Origin of the sequence: Flavihumibacter rivuli (assembly GCF_018595685.2) — a bacterium.
GTDB classification, from domain to species: Bacteria; Bacteroidota; Bacteroidia; order Chitinophagales; family Chitinophagaceae; genus Flavihumibacter; species Flavihumibacter rivuli.
In genome coordinates this window covers 2,308,318-2,323,803 of the sequence record NZ_CP092334.1, presented here as the reverse complement: position 1 = coordinate 2,323,803, position 15,486 = coordinate 2,308,318, and the positions used below count along the sequence as shown (strand labels likewise).

At 48.6% G+C, this 15,486-nt stretch carries 13 protein-coding genes and 1 pseudogene; 6 read left to right on the top strand and 8 right to left on the bottom strand.

Translation table 11 applies throughout. From position 1 onward, the window contains the following. Positions 1-31: 31 nt before the first annotated feature. On the top strand, positions 32-958 hold the full coding sequence (gene rsgA, locus KJS94_RS10220) for a ribosome small subunit-dependent GTPase A (protein WP_214447331.1): 927 nt from the start codon (positions 32-34) through the stop codon (positions 956-958). 17 nt (positions 959-975) lie between these two features. Here rsgA and KJS94_RS10215 read toward each other — a convergent pair whose 3' ends face one another. From KJS94_RS10215 to KJS94_RS10205, 3 genes are all read right to left on the bottom strand, one after another. Further along, on the bottom strand, positions 976-1,308 hold the full coding sequence (locus KJS94_RS10215) for a hypothetical protein (protein ID WP_214447332.1): 333 nt from the start codon (positions 1,306-1,308) through the stop codon (positions 976-978). Between the two features lie 38 nt (positions 1,309-1,346). After that, positions 1,347-1,514 (bottom strand): hypothetical protein, encoded by a 168-nt coding sequence (locus KJS94_RS10210; protein WP_214447333.1) that lies wholly within the window; start codon positions 1,512-1,514, stop codon positions 1,347-1,349. A 129-nt stretch (positions 1,515-1,643) separates the two neighbouring features. Beyond that, positions 1,644-2,177: a gamma carbonic anhydrase family protein gene (locus tag KJS94_RS10205; RefSeq protein WP_214447334.1), complete on the bottom strand. Its 534-nt coding sequence runs from the start codon at positions 2,175-2,177 to the stop codon at positions 1,644-1,646. Positions 2,178-2,269: 92 nt separating this feature from the next. Between KJS94_RS10205 and KJS94_RS10200 the strand changes: the two genes are divergently transcribed. From KJS94_RS10200 to KJS94_RS10190, 3 genes are all read left to right on the top strand, one after another. After that, entirely contained in the window at positions 2,270-3,457 is a 1,188-nt protein-coding gene (locus KJS94_RS10200) for an aspartate aminotransferase family protein (protein WP_214447335.1), read from the top strand. A gap of 61 nt (positions 3,458-3,518) precedes the next feature. Next, positions 3,519-6,971, top strand: a complete 3,453-nt coding sequence (locus KJS94_RS10195; RefSeq protein WP_214447336.1) for a TraB/GumN family protein — start codon at positions 3,519-3,521, stop codon at positions 6,969-6,971. A gap of 108 nt (positions 6,972-7,079) precedes the next feature. After that, positions 7,080-7,322 (top strand): CBU_0592 family membrane protein, encoded by a 243-nt coding sequence (locus tag KJS94_RS10190; protein WP_214447337.1) that lies wholly within the window; start codon positions 7,080-7,082, stop codon positions 7,320-7,322. 8 nt (positions 7,323-7,330) lie between these two features. On the opposite strand, the pseudogene KJS94_RS10185 reads toward KJS94_RS10190, so the two are convergent. The 5 genes and pseudogenes from KJS94_RS10185 to KJS94_RS10165 form a co-directional block, all read right to left on the bottom strand. Next, positions 7,331-7,768 (bottom strand): annotated as a pseudogene (locus tag KJS94_RS10185) (RidA family protein); the annotation flags it as partial. 79 nt (positions 7,769-7,847) lie between these two features. After that, entirely contained in the window at positions 7,848-8,558 is a 711-nt protein-coding gene (locus tag KJS94_RS10180; protein ID WP_214447339.1) for an MIP/aquaporin family protein, read from the bottom strand. A 15-nt stretch (positions 8,559-8,573) separates the two neighbouring features. Continuing rightward, complete coding sequence (locus KJS94_RS10175; RefSeq protein WP_214447340.1) at positions 8,574-10,130, bottom strand: glycerol-3-phosphate dehydrogenase/oxidase; 1,557 nt, start codon at positions 10,128-10,130, stop codon at positions 8,574-8,576. Positions 10,131-10,215: 85 nt separating this feature from the next. Beyond that, positions 10,216-11,715, bottom strand: coding sequence for a glycerol kinase GlpK (gene glpK, locus KJS94_RS10170; protein ID WP_214447341.1), 1,500 nt, complete (start codon positions 11,713-11,715; stop codon positions 10,216-10,218). A gap of 133 nt (positions 11,716-11,848) precedes the next feature. Continuing rightward, positions 11,849-14,272, bottom strand: a complete 2,424-nt coding sequence (locus KJS94_RS10165) for a DUF5686 family protein (RefSeq protein WP_239804124.1) — start codon at positions 14,270-14,272, stop codon at positions 11,849-11,851. Between the two features lie 219 nt (positions 14,273-14,491). Here KJS94_RS10165 and KJS94_RS10160 point away from each other — a divergent pair, with 219 nt between their 5' ends. Both KJS94_RS10160 and KJS94_RS10155 read left to right on the top strand, forming a co-directional pair. After that, entirely contained in the window at positions 14,492-15,115 is a 624-nt protein-coding gene (locus KJS94_RS10160; protein ID WP_214447343.1) for a hypothetical protein, read from the top strand. A 48-nt stretch (positions 15,116-15,163) separates the two neighbouring features. Further along, positions 15,164-15,463, top strand: coding sequence for a winged helix-turn-helix domain-containing protein (locus KJS94_RS10155; protein ID WP_214447344.1), 300 nt, complete (start codon positions 15,164-15,166; stop codon positions 15,461-15,463). The last annotated feature ends 23 nt before the right edge of the window (positions 15,464-15,486 follow it).

Below are 15,486 nucleotides of genomic sequence, written 5' to 3'. Positions count from 1 at the left end.
TGCTGTACTTTCGTGCCAATGTGAGCGAAACATGAAGGCAAGAGTGTACAAATCTACCGGTAGCTGGTATTCCGTGAAAGGGGAAGATGGGAAGTTCTATAATGCCCGGATAAAAGGCGTGTTCAAGATCGAAGGACTTTCTTCTACCAATCCCGTGGCTGTTGGCGATTGGGTGGAAGTGGAGTTGGAGCAGGACCATGAGAAGACTGCCATCATCACGGAGATCCATGACCGTTCCAACTATATCGCCCGCACTTCGCCCCACAAAAAAGTTGCCCATCATATCATCGCTTCCAATCTCGATCAGGCCTTGCTGTTTGCCACCATTCGGGAGCCAAGGACCTCACAGGGTTTCCTGGACAGGTTCCTGATCACCGCTGAAGCCTATCATATTCCCGCCATTATTGTCTTCAACAAGGCAGATATCTACAAGGAGAAGGATATTGAGAAGTATGCCGAATGGGAGGAGATGTATGAGTCTGTTGGGTATAAGACTGTTTTGATGAGTGTGAAGGATGGCAGGGGGGTGGAAGAAGTGAAGGCCTTGCTCAAAGACAAGACTACCCTGATCTCCGGACATTCCGGTGTGGGTAAATCAACCTTTATCAATGCGGTCTTCCCGGAGTTTTCCCTGAAGACCCAGGAAGTGAGCGGCTGGAGCGGAAAGGGTTTGCATACCACCACCTTTGCTGAAATGTTCGACCTCCCAACAGGTGGAGCAATAATAGATACCCCTGGTATAAGGGAGCTTGGCCTGGTGGGTATCAGTCGCCAGGAGCTATCGCACTATTTTCCGGAAATGCGCGACCTCTTGCAGGAATGCCAGTTCAACAATTGCCTGCACATGAATGAGCCGGGCTGCGCTGTTAAACAGGCAGTCCAGGATGGGAAACTTCATCCCGATCGTTATGTCAGTTACTGCATGATACTGGATAGTATCGATGAAAAGCAGTACTGATAAACATTAAGTAGCTATCAGGAAATAAACCGCTTGGCTGTATTCACCATCAACTGGGATTCCAGAAAGCTGGCTACTTCTTCCACAGCTTTATTATCTGTCTTAACGGCCGCCTTTGTTTCCTTGGGGTAGAGCACAATTCCAGTATAGATATTGTATTGCAGGCTGAGCGGATGCCCTTTGTATAGGAAGTCCCAGATCAGGGAATCGAAATCATCCAGTTTGCTGGAGAAGCGGATCTTCAATCCATCGACCAGCAGGTTGGCAACTTCGTAAAAACGTTTAAGGCCGCCATCCTCGTCAATTACTGCTTCGGTATAACCGGCATTGCGGTGAATGAGGGGACACATATGGTAGGATTTGGGTTACGGGCTCGGGCTGTCCGGGGTCATGCCTTGAACTTCTTGGCCTTGGGAACTTTCTCCCCGGCTAAGATCCTTTCTGCGCCTACAGCTTTTCCGTTAGCCGGACAACCACCTTTCTTTGAAGCACTGCAGGAAGCAAGGGTTACAAAACCAATGGCAACGAACAAAATGGACAGTTTTCTGAAGTTCATCAGGGTTCTTTTTAAAGTATAACGCCAAATCAATAAAAAAATTATGCCAGATGGTTAGGTTGAGGGATGGGCCATGCGTATAAAAGGTTAAATGTTTACCCGGGGCCCTATTGTCTGGTAAGGGAAGGATTATCCCTTATCTGCTACCTGGTCTTTGAACCACCCGGAATAGCGGATATAGTTGTTGGCGATCCGGTTGATCTCCCCGCTGATCAGTTCCTCGGAGATATCCTTCACTTTTTTAGCCGGAACCCCGGCGTAAATGCTGCCCGCTTCACAGACCGTTCCTTCCAGTACTACCGCCCCTGCTGCAATAATGGTATTGCTGTGCACTACGGCATTATCCATAACGATGGATCCCATGCCTACCAGTACATTATCATGGATGGTACAGCCATGTACGATGGCATTGTGGCCGATGGAAACATTATTGCCAATGATAGCCTGCGTTTTCTGGTAGGTGGCATGGATCACAGCGCCATCCTGCACATTCACCTTGTTGCCCATCCTGATGCTGTTCACATCCCCGCGTACCACCGCGTTGAACCAGATACTGCACTGGTCACCCATGATCACATCGCCAACGATCGTGGCATTGGGGGCGATGAAACAATCATTTCCGAACTGGGGATAAACCCCTTCAACATGCAGGATCAATGGCATGGCTTGGTGATTTGATTGGCAATTTAGGGCTTTGCCGCTATAGTTGCTCCATGCCGCTTTGCCTATCTTTGCTGCCTAAGGCGATAGGAAATATGAACCAGCGACAGTTATTCCTCAGGCATGTGGCACAAACCTCCCCGGCTCCCCTGGCATTGGAGATCGTAAAGGCAAAAGGTACGGTGATGGAAGACCGTAATGGGAAGAAATACCTCGACCTGATCGCCGGTATCAGCGTCTGCAATGTGGGACATTGCAATCCCAGGGTACTGAAGGCTATCCGTAAACAATCGGAGGATTACCTGCATCTCCTGGTGTATGGGGAATTTGTGGAAGCGCCACAGGTACAGTATGCCAGGATGATCGCGAAGCATATGCCCGAAAGCCTCAACTGCGTGTATTTCACCAACTCAGGAGCCGAGGCCACGGAAGGTGCAATGAAGCTGGCCAAAAGGGTGACCAACCGGCCGGAGATCATTGCCTTCAACCAGTCCTACCACGGTTCCACACAGGGAGCACTAAGCATCATTGGTGATGAATATTGGCGAAATGCCTACCGCCCCCTGTTGCCGGGTATCCTTCACCTTGAATATAATGATCCGGCTGTGATCGACAGGATAACAGAGCGTACCGCCTGCGTGATCATGGAGACCATCCAGGCGGAGCGGGGCGTACATGCCCCATTAAGGGAGTGGATAACCGCGATCCGTAAACGCTGTACCGAGACCGGCACCTTGCTGATCATGGACGAGATCCAGACTGGTTTTGGCCGTACTGGAAAATTATGGGGCTTCGAGCATTTTGGGGTGGTGCCGGATGTGGTATTGCTGGGGAAGGCATTGGGTGGAGGAATGCCCCTTGGTGCCTTTGTGGCGGGTAAACAACTCATGGATGCCTTTACGGAGAACCCGGTGCTTGGCCATATTACAACTTTTGGTGGACATCCCGTTTGCTGCGCTGCCGGGTTAGCGGCAATGGAATACCTGCTCGATGAAGAATTGGTAGCATCCGTAAATGAGAAGGAAGTGCTGTTCAGGCAGCTGTTGGTGCATCCCAGGATACAGGCGGTCCGCTCCAGGGGCTTGCTGATGGCAGTGGTCTTTGATAGTTTTGAGACCAATAAAAAGGTAATCGATCGTTGTATTGAGAAAGGGGTGTTGACGGACTGGTTTCTCTTCGCGGCCAATTGCCTGCGCATTGCACCGCCATTGACCATTTCGAAGAAAGAGATCCGGAAAGCCTGTTCCATCCTGCTGGAAGTGCTGCAAGAAGAGGTAAAATAATCACCCTGCGGGCTTTTAGAATTACCGGGTTCTCCCTATTTTGTCAGGCATAACCCGGAGTATGAAAATGCTGTATCGTAGCCTTGTCCTCTTCCTTGGACTCTTTTTCCTTTGTCCCGGACTAATAACAGCCCAGGAAAAATATCCCCCAACATTATTGTGGCGTATATCTGGTAAGGGGCTTTCCAGGCCTTCCTACATGTATGGTACCATGCACCTCTCCGACAGGCGGCTCTTCTTCTTTGGTGATTCCGTTTACCAAAGTATTGAGCAATGCGAAGGGTTGGCTACAGAACTGGATATTCCCTCCATGGCCAACTCAATGATGGAAGGGGTTTTCAATAATGGTGAGGATGGGGATGATATGCTCCTTACCAGCAAGTTGTCACCAGCGGTATTGAAGCCTTATAAAGCTGCGCTGGAAAAGATCTTCAGGAAGAAACTGGGTGAGATCACTGTTAAGGAGGTCAGGAATTATTCTGAAGGATGGGTATACCGCCAGAGCAAGCCGGATGACATGAGCACGTTTGTGGATATCTACCTGTATGACCTGGCCAACAGGCAGGGCAAATGGGTTGGTGGTATTGAGGATATGGAGGACCAATTAGGGCTGGAAGGGGGTACAGACCTCCTCACCGCAGTTAAGGATATAACGTCCGATGATTCTGAGAAGAAAGCAGAACTGGAAAAGTTCATTTCCCTTTATGCTTCAGAGAAGATCGGTAATATCGATACCTATATCAAGGAAATGGGTGGGAATGTCAATGATTTCAACCTGGTAAAACGTAATGTAAAGATGGCCAGAAGGATGGACAGTCTGGCCGCTATCCGGACTTGTTTTTTTGCAGTGGGGGCAGCCCATTTGCCGGGTGATTCCGGGTTGATAACGTTGATGCGTAATCGCGGATTTACGGTTGAGCCTGTCCTGTCATCGAAGAAGATCGCACCTGAAGCTTATACAAGTTTTCCCCGGACAACCAATTGGAAACCTGTCTATGATGCCGATAGTATCGTAATGGTAAGGATGCCAGGCGGCCCCATTTCCACCAATATCAATCCTTTGGTGAATGGCATGAAGGCGAGCTTTGATTTCTTCAGCATGAGTGTCTTCCTTATCGGGAATGTTATGATGCCGGGTTTGGATAACATGGATGCTGATTCCCTATACAATAGTGTCCGGGAGAATTTCAAATCGAATGGGGATGTTTTAAAGGATTCGGTTATCAGCGATGGATCCTACCGTGGAAGGTATTTAAAGATCAGGACCAATGATGGATTTGGTCACGTCCGGTTACAGGCATTGAATGACAGGATGGTTATGGCCATCGCTTTCTCACTCAGGGAGAATGGATTGCAGTCGGCAGAGCTTAAGCAGTTCCTGACATCCTTCAAGGTGTTGAGGAACCCTGCACCATCCGCCATCAGGGGTTGGAATAAAGTTGAGCTAAAAGATGACCTGCTAACCATCGAAACCCCTGTACCACTGACCGAGCGGAAGGGTGATAGTGATAGTATGTGGCTGGTTAAAACTTTCTCCGGCCTGGATATGAAAAGCCAGAGCTTTTTCCAGATTAATACTTACCGGTCCAAACAAGGTTTTTATTCAGGTGCAGACTCCACCTACTTTGAAAGTATCATAGGGAATGTATTGAAGAATGATGGCTATGAATTGTTATCCAGCCAGCAAGGGAAATTCCAGGGCTATCCTTACTGTGATGCATTGTTTTCCATTAGCGATAATGGTGAGAAGATCCTGAACAGGATGAAGGTGATCAACAGGGGCAACCAGCGATACCTGGTCATAGCAGGCTATTACCCCAACAAAGGTTTGGACAAGGATATTGACAGGTTTATCAATAGCATCAATTTCATTCCTTATTCCTCACCGAAACTTCGGGAGATAGCAGACAAGGTTGGAAACTTCCAATTGAGATCGCCCAATGATTTTGCAGTGCTGCCAGTGGATGAAGAGAGTAGAACGATTCGTTATTCCATGTACGATAGTTTGGCATCCCTTACCTTCTACCTGGATAAGGATATTATAGGGAAATATTACTGGACCAATTCGGATACGGCCTACCTGAGGGAACAATCAGAAGCTTTTGCAGGTTACTCCAATACGTTACTTGATTATACCCTGCATAAGTTGAAGGACAGGTCTGCTGCAGAGATACTGATGAGCGAGGAAGGGACCCACGTCCTCAAGAAGATGCGATTCTTTACCAATGGGGATACCTTGTACACTTTGTATACCCATGGTCCCAGGGAAGTGTTGGAGATGCCTGCTTATCGCAGCATTTTCGAAAGCATTCGCCCTATCCATGATGCAGGGAAAGGAACCTATGTTGGTTCCAAGGCGCAGCTATTACTGAATGATCTCCTTGTACCAGATTCTGCTATTTTCACGGAAGCAAGCGAATCATTAGGTACCGCCAAATTCTCAAAGGATGATCTGCCCCTGCTTCATAAGGCATTGCTTTATCCTTATGCGGATTTCGATGATAAAGTTTATTGCACACACGATAAGGTGGTGGAAAAAGTTGCTGATGTAGCAGATACTTCTACCATCTCATTCATCAGGCAACATTATGGGCAGGTCAGGGAAAGGAATCCTGAATTGGAGTATCCCCTTTTGTCCCTGCTGGCCAAGATGAATACTGCTGAGTCTTACCAACTATTGACCGGATTAATGGATGGCGGCCTGCCCAAAAAGGGCTTGCCATGGAGTTTCTACAATTCAATTGCTGATTCAACTGATCTGCTGAAGCAGTTGGCGCCGGGTTTGAAAACCTATGCCAGGGATACCCTTTTCGTTAGGGTGATGCCGGGTCTATTGGTGAAAATGCTTGACAGCAATATTGTAAGTCTTACAGGTATCAAACCATTGGTGCCGCAGTTACATGCCTGGGTTTCCAGGCAACAGGCGGAAATGAAAAAAGAAGGCTATTACCCCAGCCAGGTTGGTGATATCTGCGACCTCTTCCTGCGTTTGGGAGATCCGAAAAGTGCAGGAATGGTAAGGGCATTTGCGGCTTCTAAAGAGATCAATGTTCAATATACAGCTGTTATTGCCCTTTTGAAGGCAGGTAAACCAGTTGAGCCTTCCTGGTTGCTGTCCCTTGCAAAAAGTGATGATTATCGGGTACTGCTATATGATCAACTGAAGAAACAAAACAAGTTATCATTATTCCCCCAGGCGTATAAGTCCCAAAGGCATTTGTCGCAGAGCATACTTTCAGAGATGCTTTCTGAAGAGGACTATTATCCAGAGAAGATCAGTTTCCTGAAAGAGATCGAGTACTTCTATAAAGGGAAACTGAGAAAGTTCTATACCTACAAGGTGGAGTTTATCGAAGGGGAAGGGAAAGAGGTTTATCTCGGGATTGTAGGCCCCTATTTACCAAAGGAAGCGCTTACTACAGAATACAAGGATATTGTAAGTATGTACATCACTGAGCAATTGGATGAGGAGGATATTGAAAGGCAATTGGCCAGGCTGCTCGAGAACAATTGATGGATGGTTCATGAATGAAAAAGCCGGACCAGCAGAAGATGGTCCGGCTTTTTGTTTCTGGTTGCAGTAAGTTTATGGTGTATATTATTAGTTGTTTAATAGAGCTTCATGAAGAAAGAACTGCTATTGGAAATCATTGGCTGGCTGGGTGGGGGATCTGTAATGATCGCCTATATGTTGAATGCCTTCAGGTTATTGGATGCCGGTTCACCGGTCTATTTGTTGGTGAATATCATCGGCAGTATACTGCTGGCTTATTATACTTATTGCAAGAAGGCCTTTCCCAACCTGGTGTTGAACCTGGTATGGGCTTTGGTGGCCATACTGGCACTAATGGGTATTAAACCCTGAGGGAAGGCCTATTCAACCTCCACGATCACTTCCGCTTCAACGGCAATATTCATGGGCAGGGCGCACATGCCTACGGCTGACCTGGCATGTTTACCTTTCTCCCCGAATATGGCCACCATGAAATCGGAATAGCCGTTCATGACCTTGGGCTGGTCGGTAAAGCTGGGTTCGCAGTTTACCATGCCCAGCACTTTCACGATCCTTTTTACTTTCTTCAGGTCACCCAGGTAATCCTTCAACACCGCCAGGTGATTGATAGCTACGAGTTTTGCGGCATCATAGCCCTCTTCAATACTGAGGTCCTTTCCCACTTTACCCTGGATATTACTGCCATCGGAGCGGGTGGGTCCCTTACCTGCCAGGAACAATAAGTTGCCTGTCCTGACCACACTGACATAGTTGGCTAAGGGTTTGGATGGTGCTGGTAAGGTGATGCCCATCTCTTTGAGCCTTGCTTCAGGATCCTATGCAGTAGCCAATTTGGCCATCAGCAGGATGGTCATAAAAAGGAATATTTTTCTCATATCAGTTCTGTAAGATTTGATAAACAAAAGCAGCAGTGGCAGCGCCAATCATGGGTGCGAGTATGGGTACCCAGGCATACCCCCAATCGCTGTCGCGTTTGCCGGGAATGGGCAGCAGGAGGTGCGCCAGCCTTGGGCCAAGGTCACGTGCAGGATTGATGGCATAGCCTGTTGGACCGCCTAATGACAAACCTACGGCGAGCACCAATAGGGCTACTGGTAAAGCATCGAGTGCGCCCAGTTTTGCATCAGGAGCCACGATCAATAGTACGGCAAGGATGAAAACAAAGGTTGATATGCCTTCTGTAAGGAAATTGTCTGGTGCATTCCTGATCGCCGGACTGGTGCAAAAGATGCCCAATTTGAGATCGGGTGATTGGTCTTTGGTAAAATGGCCCCGATAGGTCAACCAGACAAGAATGGCACCGGTGAAAGTCCCGGCCAGTTGAGCCAGCCAATACCCGGGCAACTGGTCCCAGCCGAATTTTCCCGTCATGGATAATGCGAGTGTAACAGCCGGATTCAGGTGTGCACCACTGTATGGCGCAACACAGAACACTGCCACGAATACAGCCATGGCCCAGCCAAACGAAATGACGATCCAGCCACTGTTCTGGCCTTTGGACCTATCCAATAATACATTGGCTACCACCCCATCACCAAAAAGGATGAGGATAGCAGAACCTAAGAACTCTCCCAATAATGGACTCATAAGCGTTGATTCATTTTATAAAGGTGGTAAGTAATGTCTGGCAATACTGCTAAAGGCATCGACCTGTTGGGTCTGCCATTGTTCATCTTTTCCCATTTCCCTGGCCATGATGGCGGCTACCAGGGGTGCTGCTTCCATAGCGGCACGTGCATCCAGCAGCAAAGCACGCGTACGGCGGGAAAGGGCATCATCTACAGTCATACACATCTCATTCCGGACCGCCCAAACGATCTGGCTTACCGTATAGGGCAAGTTGGGATGAATGGGATAGGCCGATGCAGGCGCTGTGGCTTCGAGGTCCCTGATCAGTGCGGCATCGGTACCGTAATAATAATCATTGGTGTCAAACCTATCAGTAGGCTGTGCCCCATGGATGGCAAGGTTTTCCGTGATGCAGGGTTTTTCGTTTAGGCCTAATTGTGAGATGCATACCCGCAGCACGTCTTCCGCCATCTTTCGGTAGGTGGTCCATTTACCACCGGTGATACTCACCAACCCGCTTTGGCTCACTTCAATATAGTGGTCCCTCGATAAGGCAGCAGTACTGGCTGCCGATCCTTTTACCAGTGGTCGCAGTCCGGAAAACACACTTTTGACATCCTTTACGGTTGGGTCCTTTGCCAGGTAACGGCTGATATTTTGGAGGATAAAATGGATCTCCTCGTCCTGTGGGATGGGTTCAATCGCAGGTTGGGAAACCGGTATATCTGTTGTTCCAATGATGAGCTTGTTGTGCCAGGGAACGGCAAAGAGTACCCTGCCATCGGAGGTCTCCGGGATCAGGATGGCAGTATCGCCGGGCAGGAAGGTCTTCTCAACCACCAAATGTGTGCCCTGGCTGAGCGATAGTACGGGTGCTTTATTGCTTTCATCCAAATGCCTGATGGTATCGGTAAAGATTCCGGTGGCATTGATGGTGACCTTGGACCTTATTTCATAGCCATCGCCCGTGATTGTGTCGGTGGCATGAACCCCTACAGTTTTGTTGTTGGCCTTGATCAATTCATCTACCCTGAAATAGTTCAACACCACCGCTCCATGTTCTGCTGCTGATTGCGCCAGGTTGATGGCCAGGCGGGCATCATCGAATTGGCCATCATGGTAAAGCACCCCGCTCTTTAATCCTTCCGGGTCAAGTGTGGGCACCTTTTCCAGGGTCTCTTCCTTTGATAGGAATTCTGATGGACCCAGTCCAAGTTTGCCTGCCATCCAATCATAGATTTTCAGGCCTATACCATAATAGGGCCCTTCCCACCATTTGTAATTGGGAAGGATGAAGGACTGGTTCTTCACCAGGTGGGGTGCATTCTTTCTCAGTAACCCCCTTTCCTTCAATGCTTCCATCACGAGCTTTACATTTCCCTGCTGCAGGTAGCGAACACCGCCATGCACCAGTTTGGTGGAACGCGATGAAGTGGCTTTGGCAAAATCATGTCCTTCCAGCAGGACCGTGGTAAATCCCCTGGAAGCGGCATCTATGGCAATGCCCAGTCCTGTTGCACCACCGCCAATGATACAAACATCAAATTCCCTGGTGGCTTTCAACTTGTCGATCATGGCAGGACGGAACATGGTAGGCTGGAAATTTTGGGATGAATTGGATAGATGAATTGGATGGAAAACTATAGTTGATTAGCCGAATGAATGATCCGCAGGATCAGGATTCATTGGCCCAGGCGATACTGGCCCTGATCGCGCGTTGCCAGCCCTTGATCAGTCCATTGATTGCTTCGGCAGGCCTTTCGGGATTGAATTGTTTGTCGGCATGCCATTGGCGCTGGATGTCTGCCACGCTTTCCCAATAGCCAACGCCGAGACCTGCCAGGTAAGCTGCACCCAGGGCCGTTGTTTCATACACTTTGGGCCTGATGACCGGCACCTGCAACACATCACTCTGGAATTGCATGAGCAGGTTGTTGATGGTTGCCCCACCATCCACCCTGAGTTCCTTGATGGTAATGCCAGCATCTGATTCCATTGCCTTCAGCACGTCCATTACCTGGTAGGCGATGCTCTCCAGGCTTGCCCTGGCAATATGTGATTTATTGGTGCCCCTGGTCAATCCAAAGACGGAACCCCTTGCATGTTGATTCCAGTAAGGTGCTCCCAGTCCCGCAAAGGCCGGCACAATATAAACACCATTGGTATCCTGTACCCTTGAGGCGATATCTTCTATATCTGCTGCAGACCTGATCAGGTGCAGTTCATCGCGCAGCCATTGCACTACAGCACCGCCAATGAAAATGCTTCCCTCTACAGCATATTCAACTTTGTTGTTGAGCTTCCAGGCCACTGTTGTCAATAAATTGTTTTTTGATAACACGGCTTTCTCGCCGGTATGCATCAACATGAAGCATCCGGTGCCATAGGTGTTCTTCACCATCCCGGGTGAAGTGCATTGCTGGCCAAAGAGCGCTGCCTGTTGGTCGCCTGCAATTCCGGCCAGGGGGATATTGGCATTCTTTACCACGCTTTCGCTTACGGCATAGATGCGGCTGCTCTGGATGATATCTGGCAAGAGGGATGCGGGAATATCAAATAGTTTCAGCAACTCTTCGTCCCATTCGCAACTATGGATATTCATGAGCATGGTGCGGGAGGCATTGGACACATCTGTAACATGCACCTTCCCGTTGGTGAGCTTCCAACTGAGCCAGGAATCTATTGTTCCAAATGCCAGCTCGCCCTTAACGGCTTTTTCCCTGGCACCCGGAATATTGTCGAGGATCCATTTGAGTTTGGTAGCGGAAAAATAGGAGTCGATCACCAGTCCTGTCTTCTCCTGGATCATTTGTTGATAGCCATCGGATTTCAATTGGTCACAGTAGGCTGCTGTTCTCCTGTCTTGCCATACAATGGCGTTATAGATAGGTCGGGAAGTAGCGCGGTCCCATACCACGGTGGTTTCCCGCTGGTTGGTAATGCCTATGGCTGCAATATCGCTGGTGGTAATCGCGGCTTTCGCCATGGCTTCGGCCATCACCGCAAACTGGGATGCCCATATTTCTTCTGCATCATGTTCCACCCATCCGGCATGGGGATACAATTGGGTGAATTCCTTTTGCGCAACGTGTAAGATCTGACCGTCTTTATCAAAAAGGATCGCCCTTGAACTGGTTGTTCCCTGGTCAAGGGCCATGATAAGTTTCTCTGCCATCCTGTGTTGTTTGAAAACAGAAGATAAGCATTTTCTGGAAACCTATCATGAATTCCCGTCAACTGTAGATACAACAATCAGTGATACTTGTAGAACTGTTTTGGTACTACGCAGTGTTACCCGGGAAACCCGGTCAGAACGCCAGTCGGAAGCTGCCAAAGACCCCAAAGCGCGATACCGATTGAGGGGGCAGGGGAGTGGGTAGGACGCGCCATACCAGGTCGATCCGGAATACCTTGAAGATATTGTCCACGCCGGTTCCCAACTCCAGGTAGAGTTTCCCATCCAGGTCCTGGAAGGTGTTGTAGGGGTTGTTGAAATTGAGTTCCTTGTTCTCGGGGGTGATGCCGGTGGTGATCCCCTTGGCACTCCAGAACTGGCGGAACTTCAACTTCCTGGTGAGGGGGATGAAGCGGAACAGACCGTTGCCAATATTGTGTTCGAAATTGAAGCCGATATAACGGTCACCTATATACTCGAATCGCTGCATCAGGTTGAAGGCATACTTGTTGTAATAGTAGATCTCGTTGCCGGGCAATACATTCAGGAGCATATAGGGTAGGGTACCAAATACCTTTCCACCAAATACATTGTAATAGATGCTGCCATATGGGGCAATCTTCATGTAATCTGAAATGCTCACATTGATCTTATGGTAGTCGTAGTTGCTATTGAATATACCAGGGATACCCTTGGAATAGCGCATTTCAATGATCGGGTAGGGACTACCCAGGCTATACCTGTTAAAGTTGGTCTCAAAGAATTTTTCGAGGTAGGCAAAGCGAAGGGTAAGTCCAAGTTCGAAGTTGGTCAATGCTTCCCCTTTTTCGCCGTCGGTATACAATGATTTGGGAGGCAGGTTCAGCAGTGGATTGTATCGTCTATGCAAGCCCGTTATAGCTGCAGATAGACCAACCGGCCATTCCTTGAAGTATTCTACCTTGGCCTCTTCCAGCTGCATGAACTTGATGGGGATATTGGGCTTACGAATGGCCAGGGCGAAAATGTTATCCGTACTGATCTCATCATAATAGGTCTGGCCATTATCCAGGTCCTTGGTGTAACTCGCATGGATATAGCTTCTGGGATGCCTGCTCAACAGGTATTTTCCTTCCAGTTTGTATTTGAATGCCTTGTCACCGAAGCCATAAGCAAGGTAACCATGGAGGTAAAGGTTCTTGTGGAAACTGGGATTGGTACCCAGGTCAAAACGCATACGGAAGCCTTCCCATAGGTTGGCGGTCATCCAGTTGTACCAGGGGCCTATCTCGAAATTGCCGACGTTCTTATATCCTGTGGCTACAAAGTTGATGGTGTTCACATACCTCTTGAACAGGGGCATCTTCTGCAAGGTGTCGATCATGCTATAGATCGCTTTTTCATTCTTGCTCAGCTCTTCATGCCTGGAATCTTTCCAGTAATCATCCTGCTTTTCCTTGGCTCCTTCCGCAAAGAGGATCTCCTGCTGCACCTTGTTCAATCGAAGGGTATCAAGAATATCTTGCTGATTTACCCTTACATCGCGATAGGTGGCCGTTTTCCGGCCGATCACCCCGAACCTGCTTTTACCGATGGGGGCTATGTCCACCACGAATTTATCCTTCGACAGGAACCATGTACTGTCATTGATCATGCTGAATTCCTGGATCAGGCTGAGCTTGTCAACAAAATTGATATTCGCTTCCCTGCTGAGGTGAAGGGTCATTTTCTGGATGGCCCAGGTGGGATCATGCACCCAGCAGTCCCCTTCGAAAGTGTTCTCCCCTTTTCTTTTTGGACTGAACACCAGGTGGATCACCCGCTGGTTGCTCACATATTGGGTGTCGAGTACTTTGTAGTTGTAATAAGCGTCGCCATTATCACTGAGCGGACTCACGAATTGCTTGTCGAATACCGGGATGAAGTTGTTGTAGATGTTGATGTTCTGTTCACTTCCACCAAGGAACTTGCTGACACTTTCATTGTTCACGCCCTTGGTCATAACGCCCTTGATGATCTCCCTGGTACGCCAGGGAGACTTCTGGTAATAGTAGTCCGAAATGGTTTCTGTCAGGTAAACCGGCAGGAAGGGGGCGCCTTCGGTGGTGTCAACATTATCAAAGATGAAACCGAATGGCTTCAGGGGGCCAAACTCCTTCATCTTGTCCTTATTGATCCGGTTCAGGTCAAGTTCCAGTTTGTTGTACAATTCATAGCGGAAACTGGTAAAGCGGTAACGGTCATTCAGGGGTTTGCGCTTCACGATCCGCTTCCACATGAGGTAACCCCGGTCGATCTTCCGTTTCACGACCACTTCCGAGGTGATCTTTCCCCTTTCCATCTGCGCCACCAGTTCCAGCAGTTGGCCATCATTTTTGCCCAGGCGGGCGATGAGTTCCGGGGTGATGGGTATTTTGAGGTCCTGGTAGCCTACATAGGTGATCTCCAGTGTGTCCATTGGCCACTGGTCAAACCTGAAGCTGAAATTACCGGCGCTATCCGTCAACCGGCCGTTTTGTGATTGGATAAAACGAACCGAAGCAAAAGGGATCCTCTCGTCACTGAGTTTATCTTTCACGTATCCCCGGATGGTTCTGCTTTGCGAATAAACGGATAAGGTTATCAAACAGGTAAGCAGTACCCCGATGGCTTTTAGGCTATTGGGTAAAGGTTTAAACATAGAAGCGCAAAAATACTACACAATTAAAACGTTGACAGGACTTTAACATATGTGTTAAGGGGAAAATATTTTGAAATCCGGATTTCTCTTATTTACTTTGAATCACAAAGTGCTTTTATGTCGAACCAAAATACCGGTTTGGAAACCCTGCAGGATATTCGTCGGATCATGGACCGCAGCAGCCGCTTCATCAGTTTGAGTGGATGGAGTGGGGTAGCGGCCGGGGTAGCGGCCACGGTGGGAAGTTTCCTGGCATGGGGCAAGGTGAAGGATTATTACCGGAATGATTACGGTACACCCAATGCCTGTCCCGAATGTTTGAAAAACGAGTTGCTGGTGATTGCAGGTGGGGTCCTGGCTGCAGCAGCAATATTGGCCTTTCTCTTTACCTATACAAGGAGTCGTAAGGAAGGGGTGGCCATTTGGGGGCCATCGGCAAGGAGACTGATGTGGAACACTTTGATGCCGATGGCAGTTGGCGGCCTATTTTTGCTGAAGCTGATGGCCTTGAAGTATTACGAGGTGATCCCTGCGGGTAGCCTGATCTTCTATGGCCTGGCCCTGGTAAATGGCAGTCGCTTTACCCTTGGTGAGGTAAGGTTTCTCGGTTATGCCCAGTTGCTTATTGGCCTTTTCAACCTGGCCTATCCCCAGTATTCCCTGTATTGCTGGGCACTTGGCTTTGGTTTCATGCACATTATTTATGGCGTGGCCATGTGGTTAAAATATGAAAGAAACTGATCGCGGGTGGTATTGCATAAGTAATACACACCTGCCGGAATAAATGATATGAAGAGTCCGATCGAACAATTGAATAAGGTCTTCGACAGCCGCATCCGCCTGGGGATCATGAGTGCCCTGATGGTGAATGAGGAGGTAAGCTTCAATGAGCTGAAAGAGCTCATTGGGGTAACGGATGGCAATCTCGCCACCCATATGAAGACATTGGAGGAGAACGGTTATGTGAAAGTGGAGAAGGGCTTTATCGGCCGTAAGACCAATACCACGTACATGGTGACCAAGGCCGGGGAGAAGGCTTTCCGCCTGCACCTGGAAGCCCTTGAAAAAATGATCCGTTCGCTGGATTAATTTTTTTGCCTTTACACTTTGAA

Excerpts from the sequence above, each read along its gene's own strand:
- KJS94_RS10195 (WP_214447336.1), top strand. The coding sequence starts at position 3,519 with ATGAAAATGCTGTATCGTAGCCTTGTCCTCTTCCTTGGACTCTTTTTC.
- rsgA (WP_214447331.1), top strand. The coding sequence starts at position 32 with ATGAAGGCAAGAGTGTACAAATCTACCGGTAGCTGGTATTCCGTGAAA.
- KJS94_RS10190 (WP_214447337.1), top strand. The coding sequence starts at position 7,080 with ATGAAGAAAGAACTGCTATTGGAAATCATTGGCTGGCTGGGTGGGGGA.
- KJS94_RS10155 (WP_214447344.1), top strand. The coding sequence starts at position 15,164 with ATGAAGAGTCCGATCGAACAATTGAATAAGGTCTTCGACAGCCGCATC.
- KJS94_RS10180 (WP_214447339.1), bottom strand. The coding sequence starts at position 8,558 with ATGAGTCCATTATTGGGAGAGTTCTTAGGTTCTGCTATCCTCATCCTT.
- KJS94_RS10175 (WP_214447340.1), bottom strand. The coding sequence starts at position 10,130 with ATGTTCCGTCCTGCCATGATCGACAAGTTGAAAGCCACCAGGGAATTT.
- KJS94_RS10160 (WP_214447343.1), top strand. The coding sequence starts at position 14,492 with ATGTCGAACCAAAATACCGGTTTGGAAACCCTGCAGGATATTCGTCGG.
- KJS94_RS10210 (WP_214447333.1), bottom strand. The coding sequence starts at position 1,514 with ATGAACTTCAGAAAACTGTCCATTTTGTTCGTTGCCATTGGTTTTGTA.
- KJS94_RS10205 (WP_214447334.1), bottom strand. The coding sequence starts at position 2,177 with ATGCCATTGATCCTGCATGTTGAAGGGGTTTATCCCCAGTTCGGAAAT.
- KJS94_RS10200 (WP_214447335.1), top strand. The coding sequence starts at position 2,270 with ATGAACCAGCGACAGTTATTCCTCAGGCATGTGGCACAAACCTCCCCG.
- glpK (WP_214447341.1), bottom strand. The coding sequence starts at position 11,715 with ATGGCAGAGAAACTTATCATGGCCCTTGACCAGGGAACAACCAGTTCA.
- KJS94_RS10215 (WP_214447332.1), bottom strand. The coding sequence starts at position 1,308 with ATGTGTCCCCTCATTCACCGCAATGCCGGTTATACCGAAGCAGTAATT.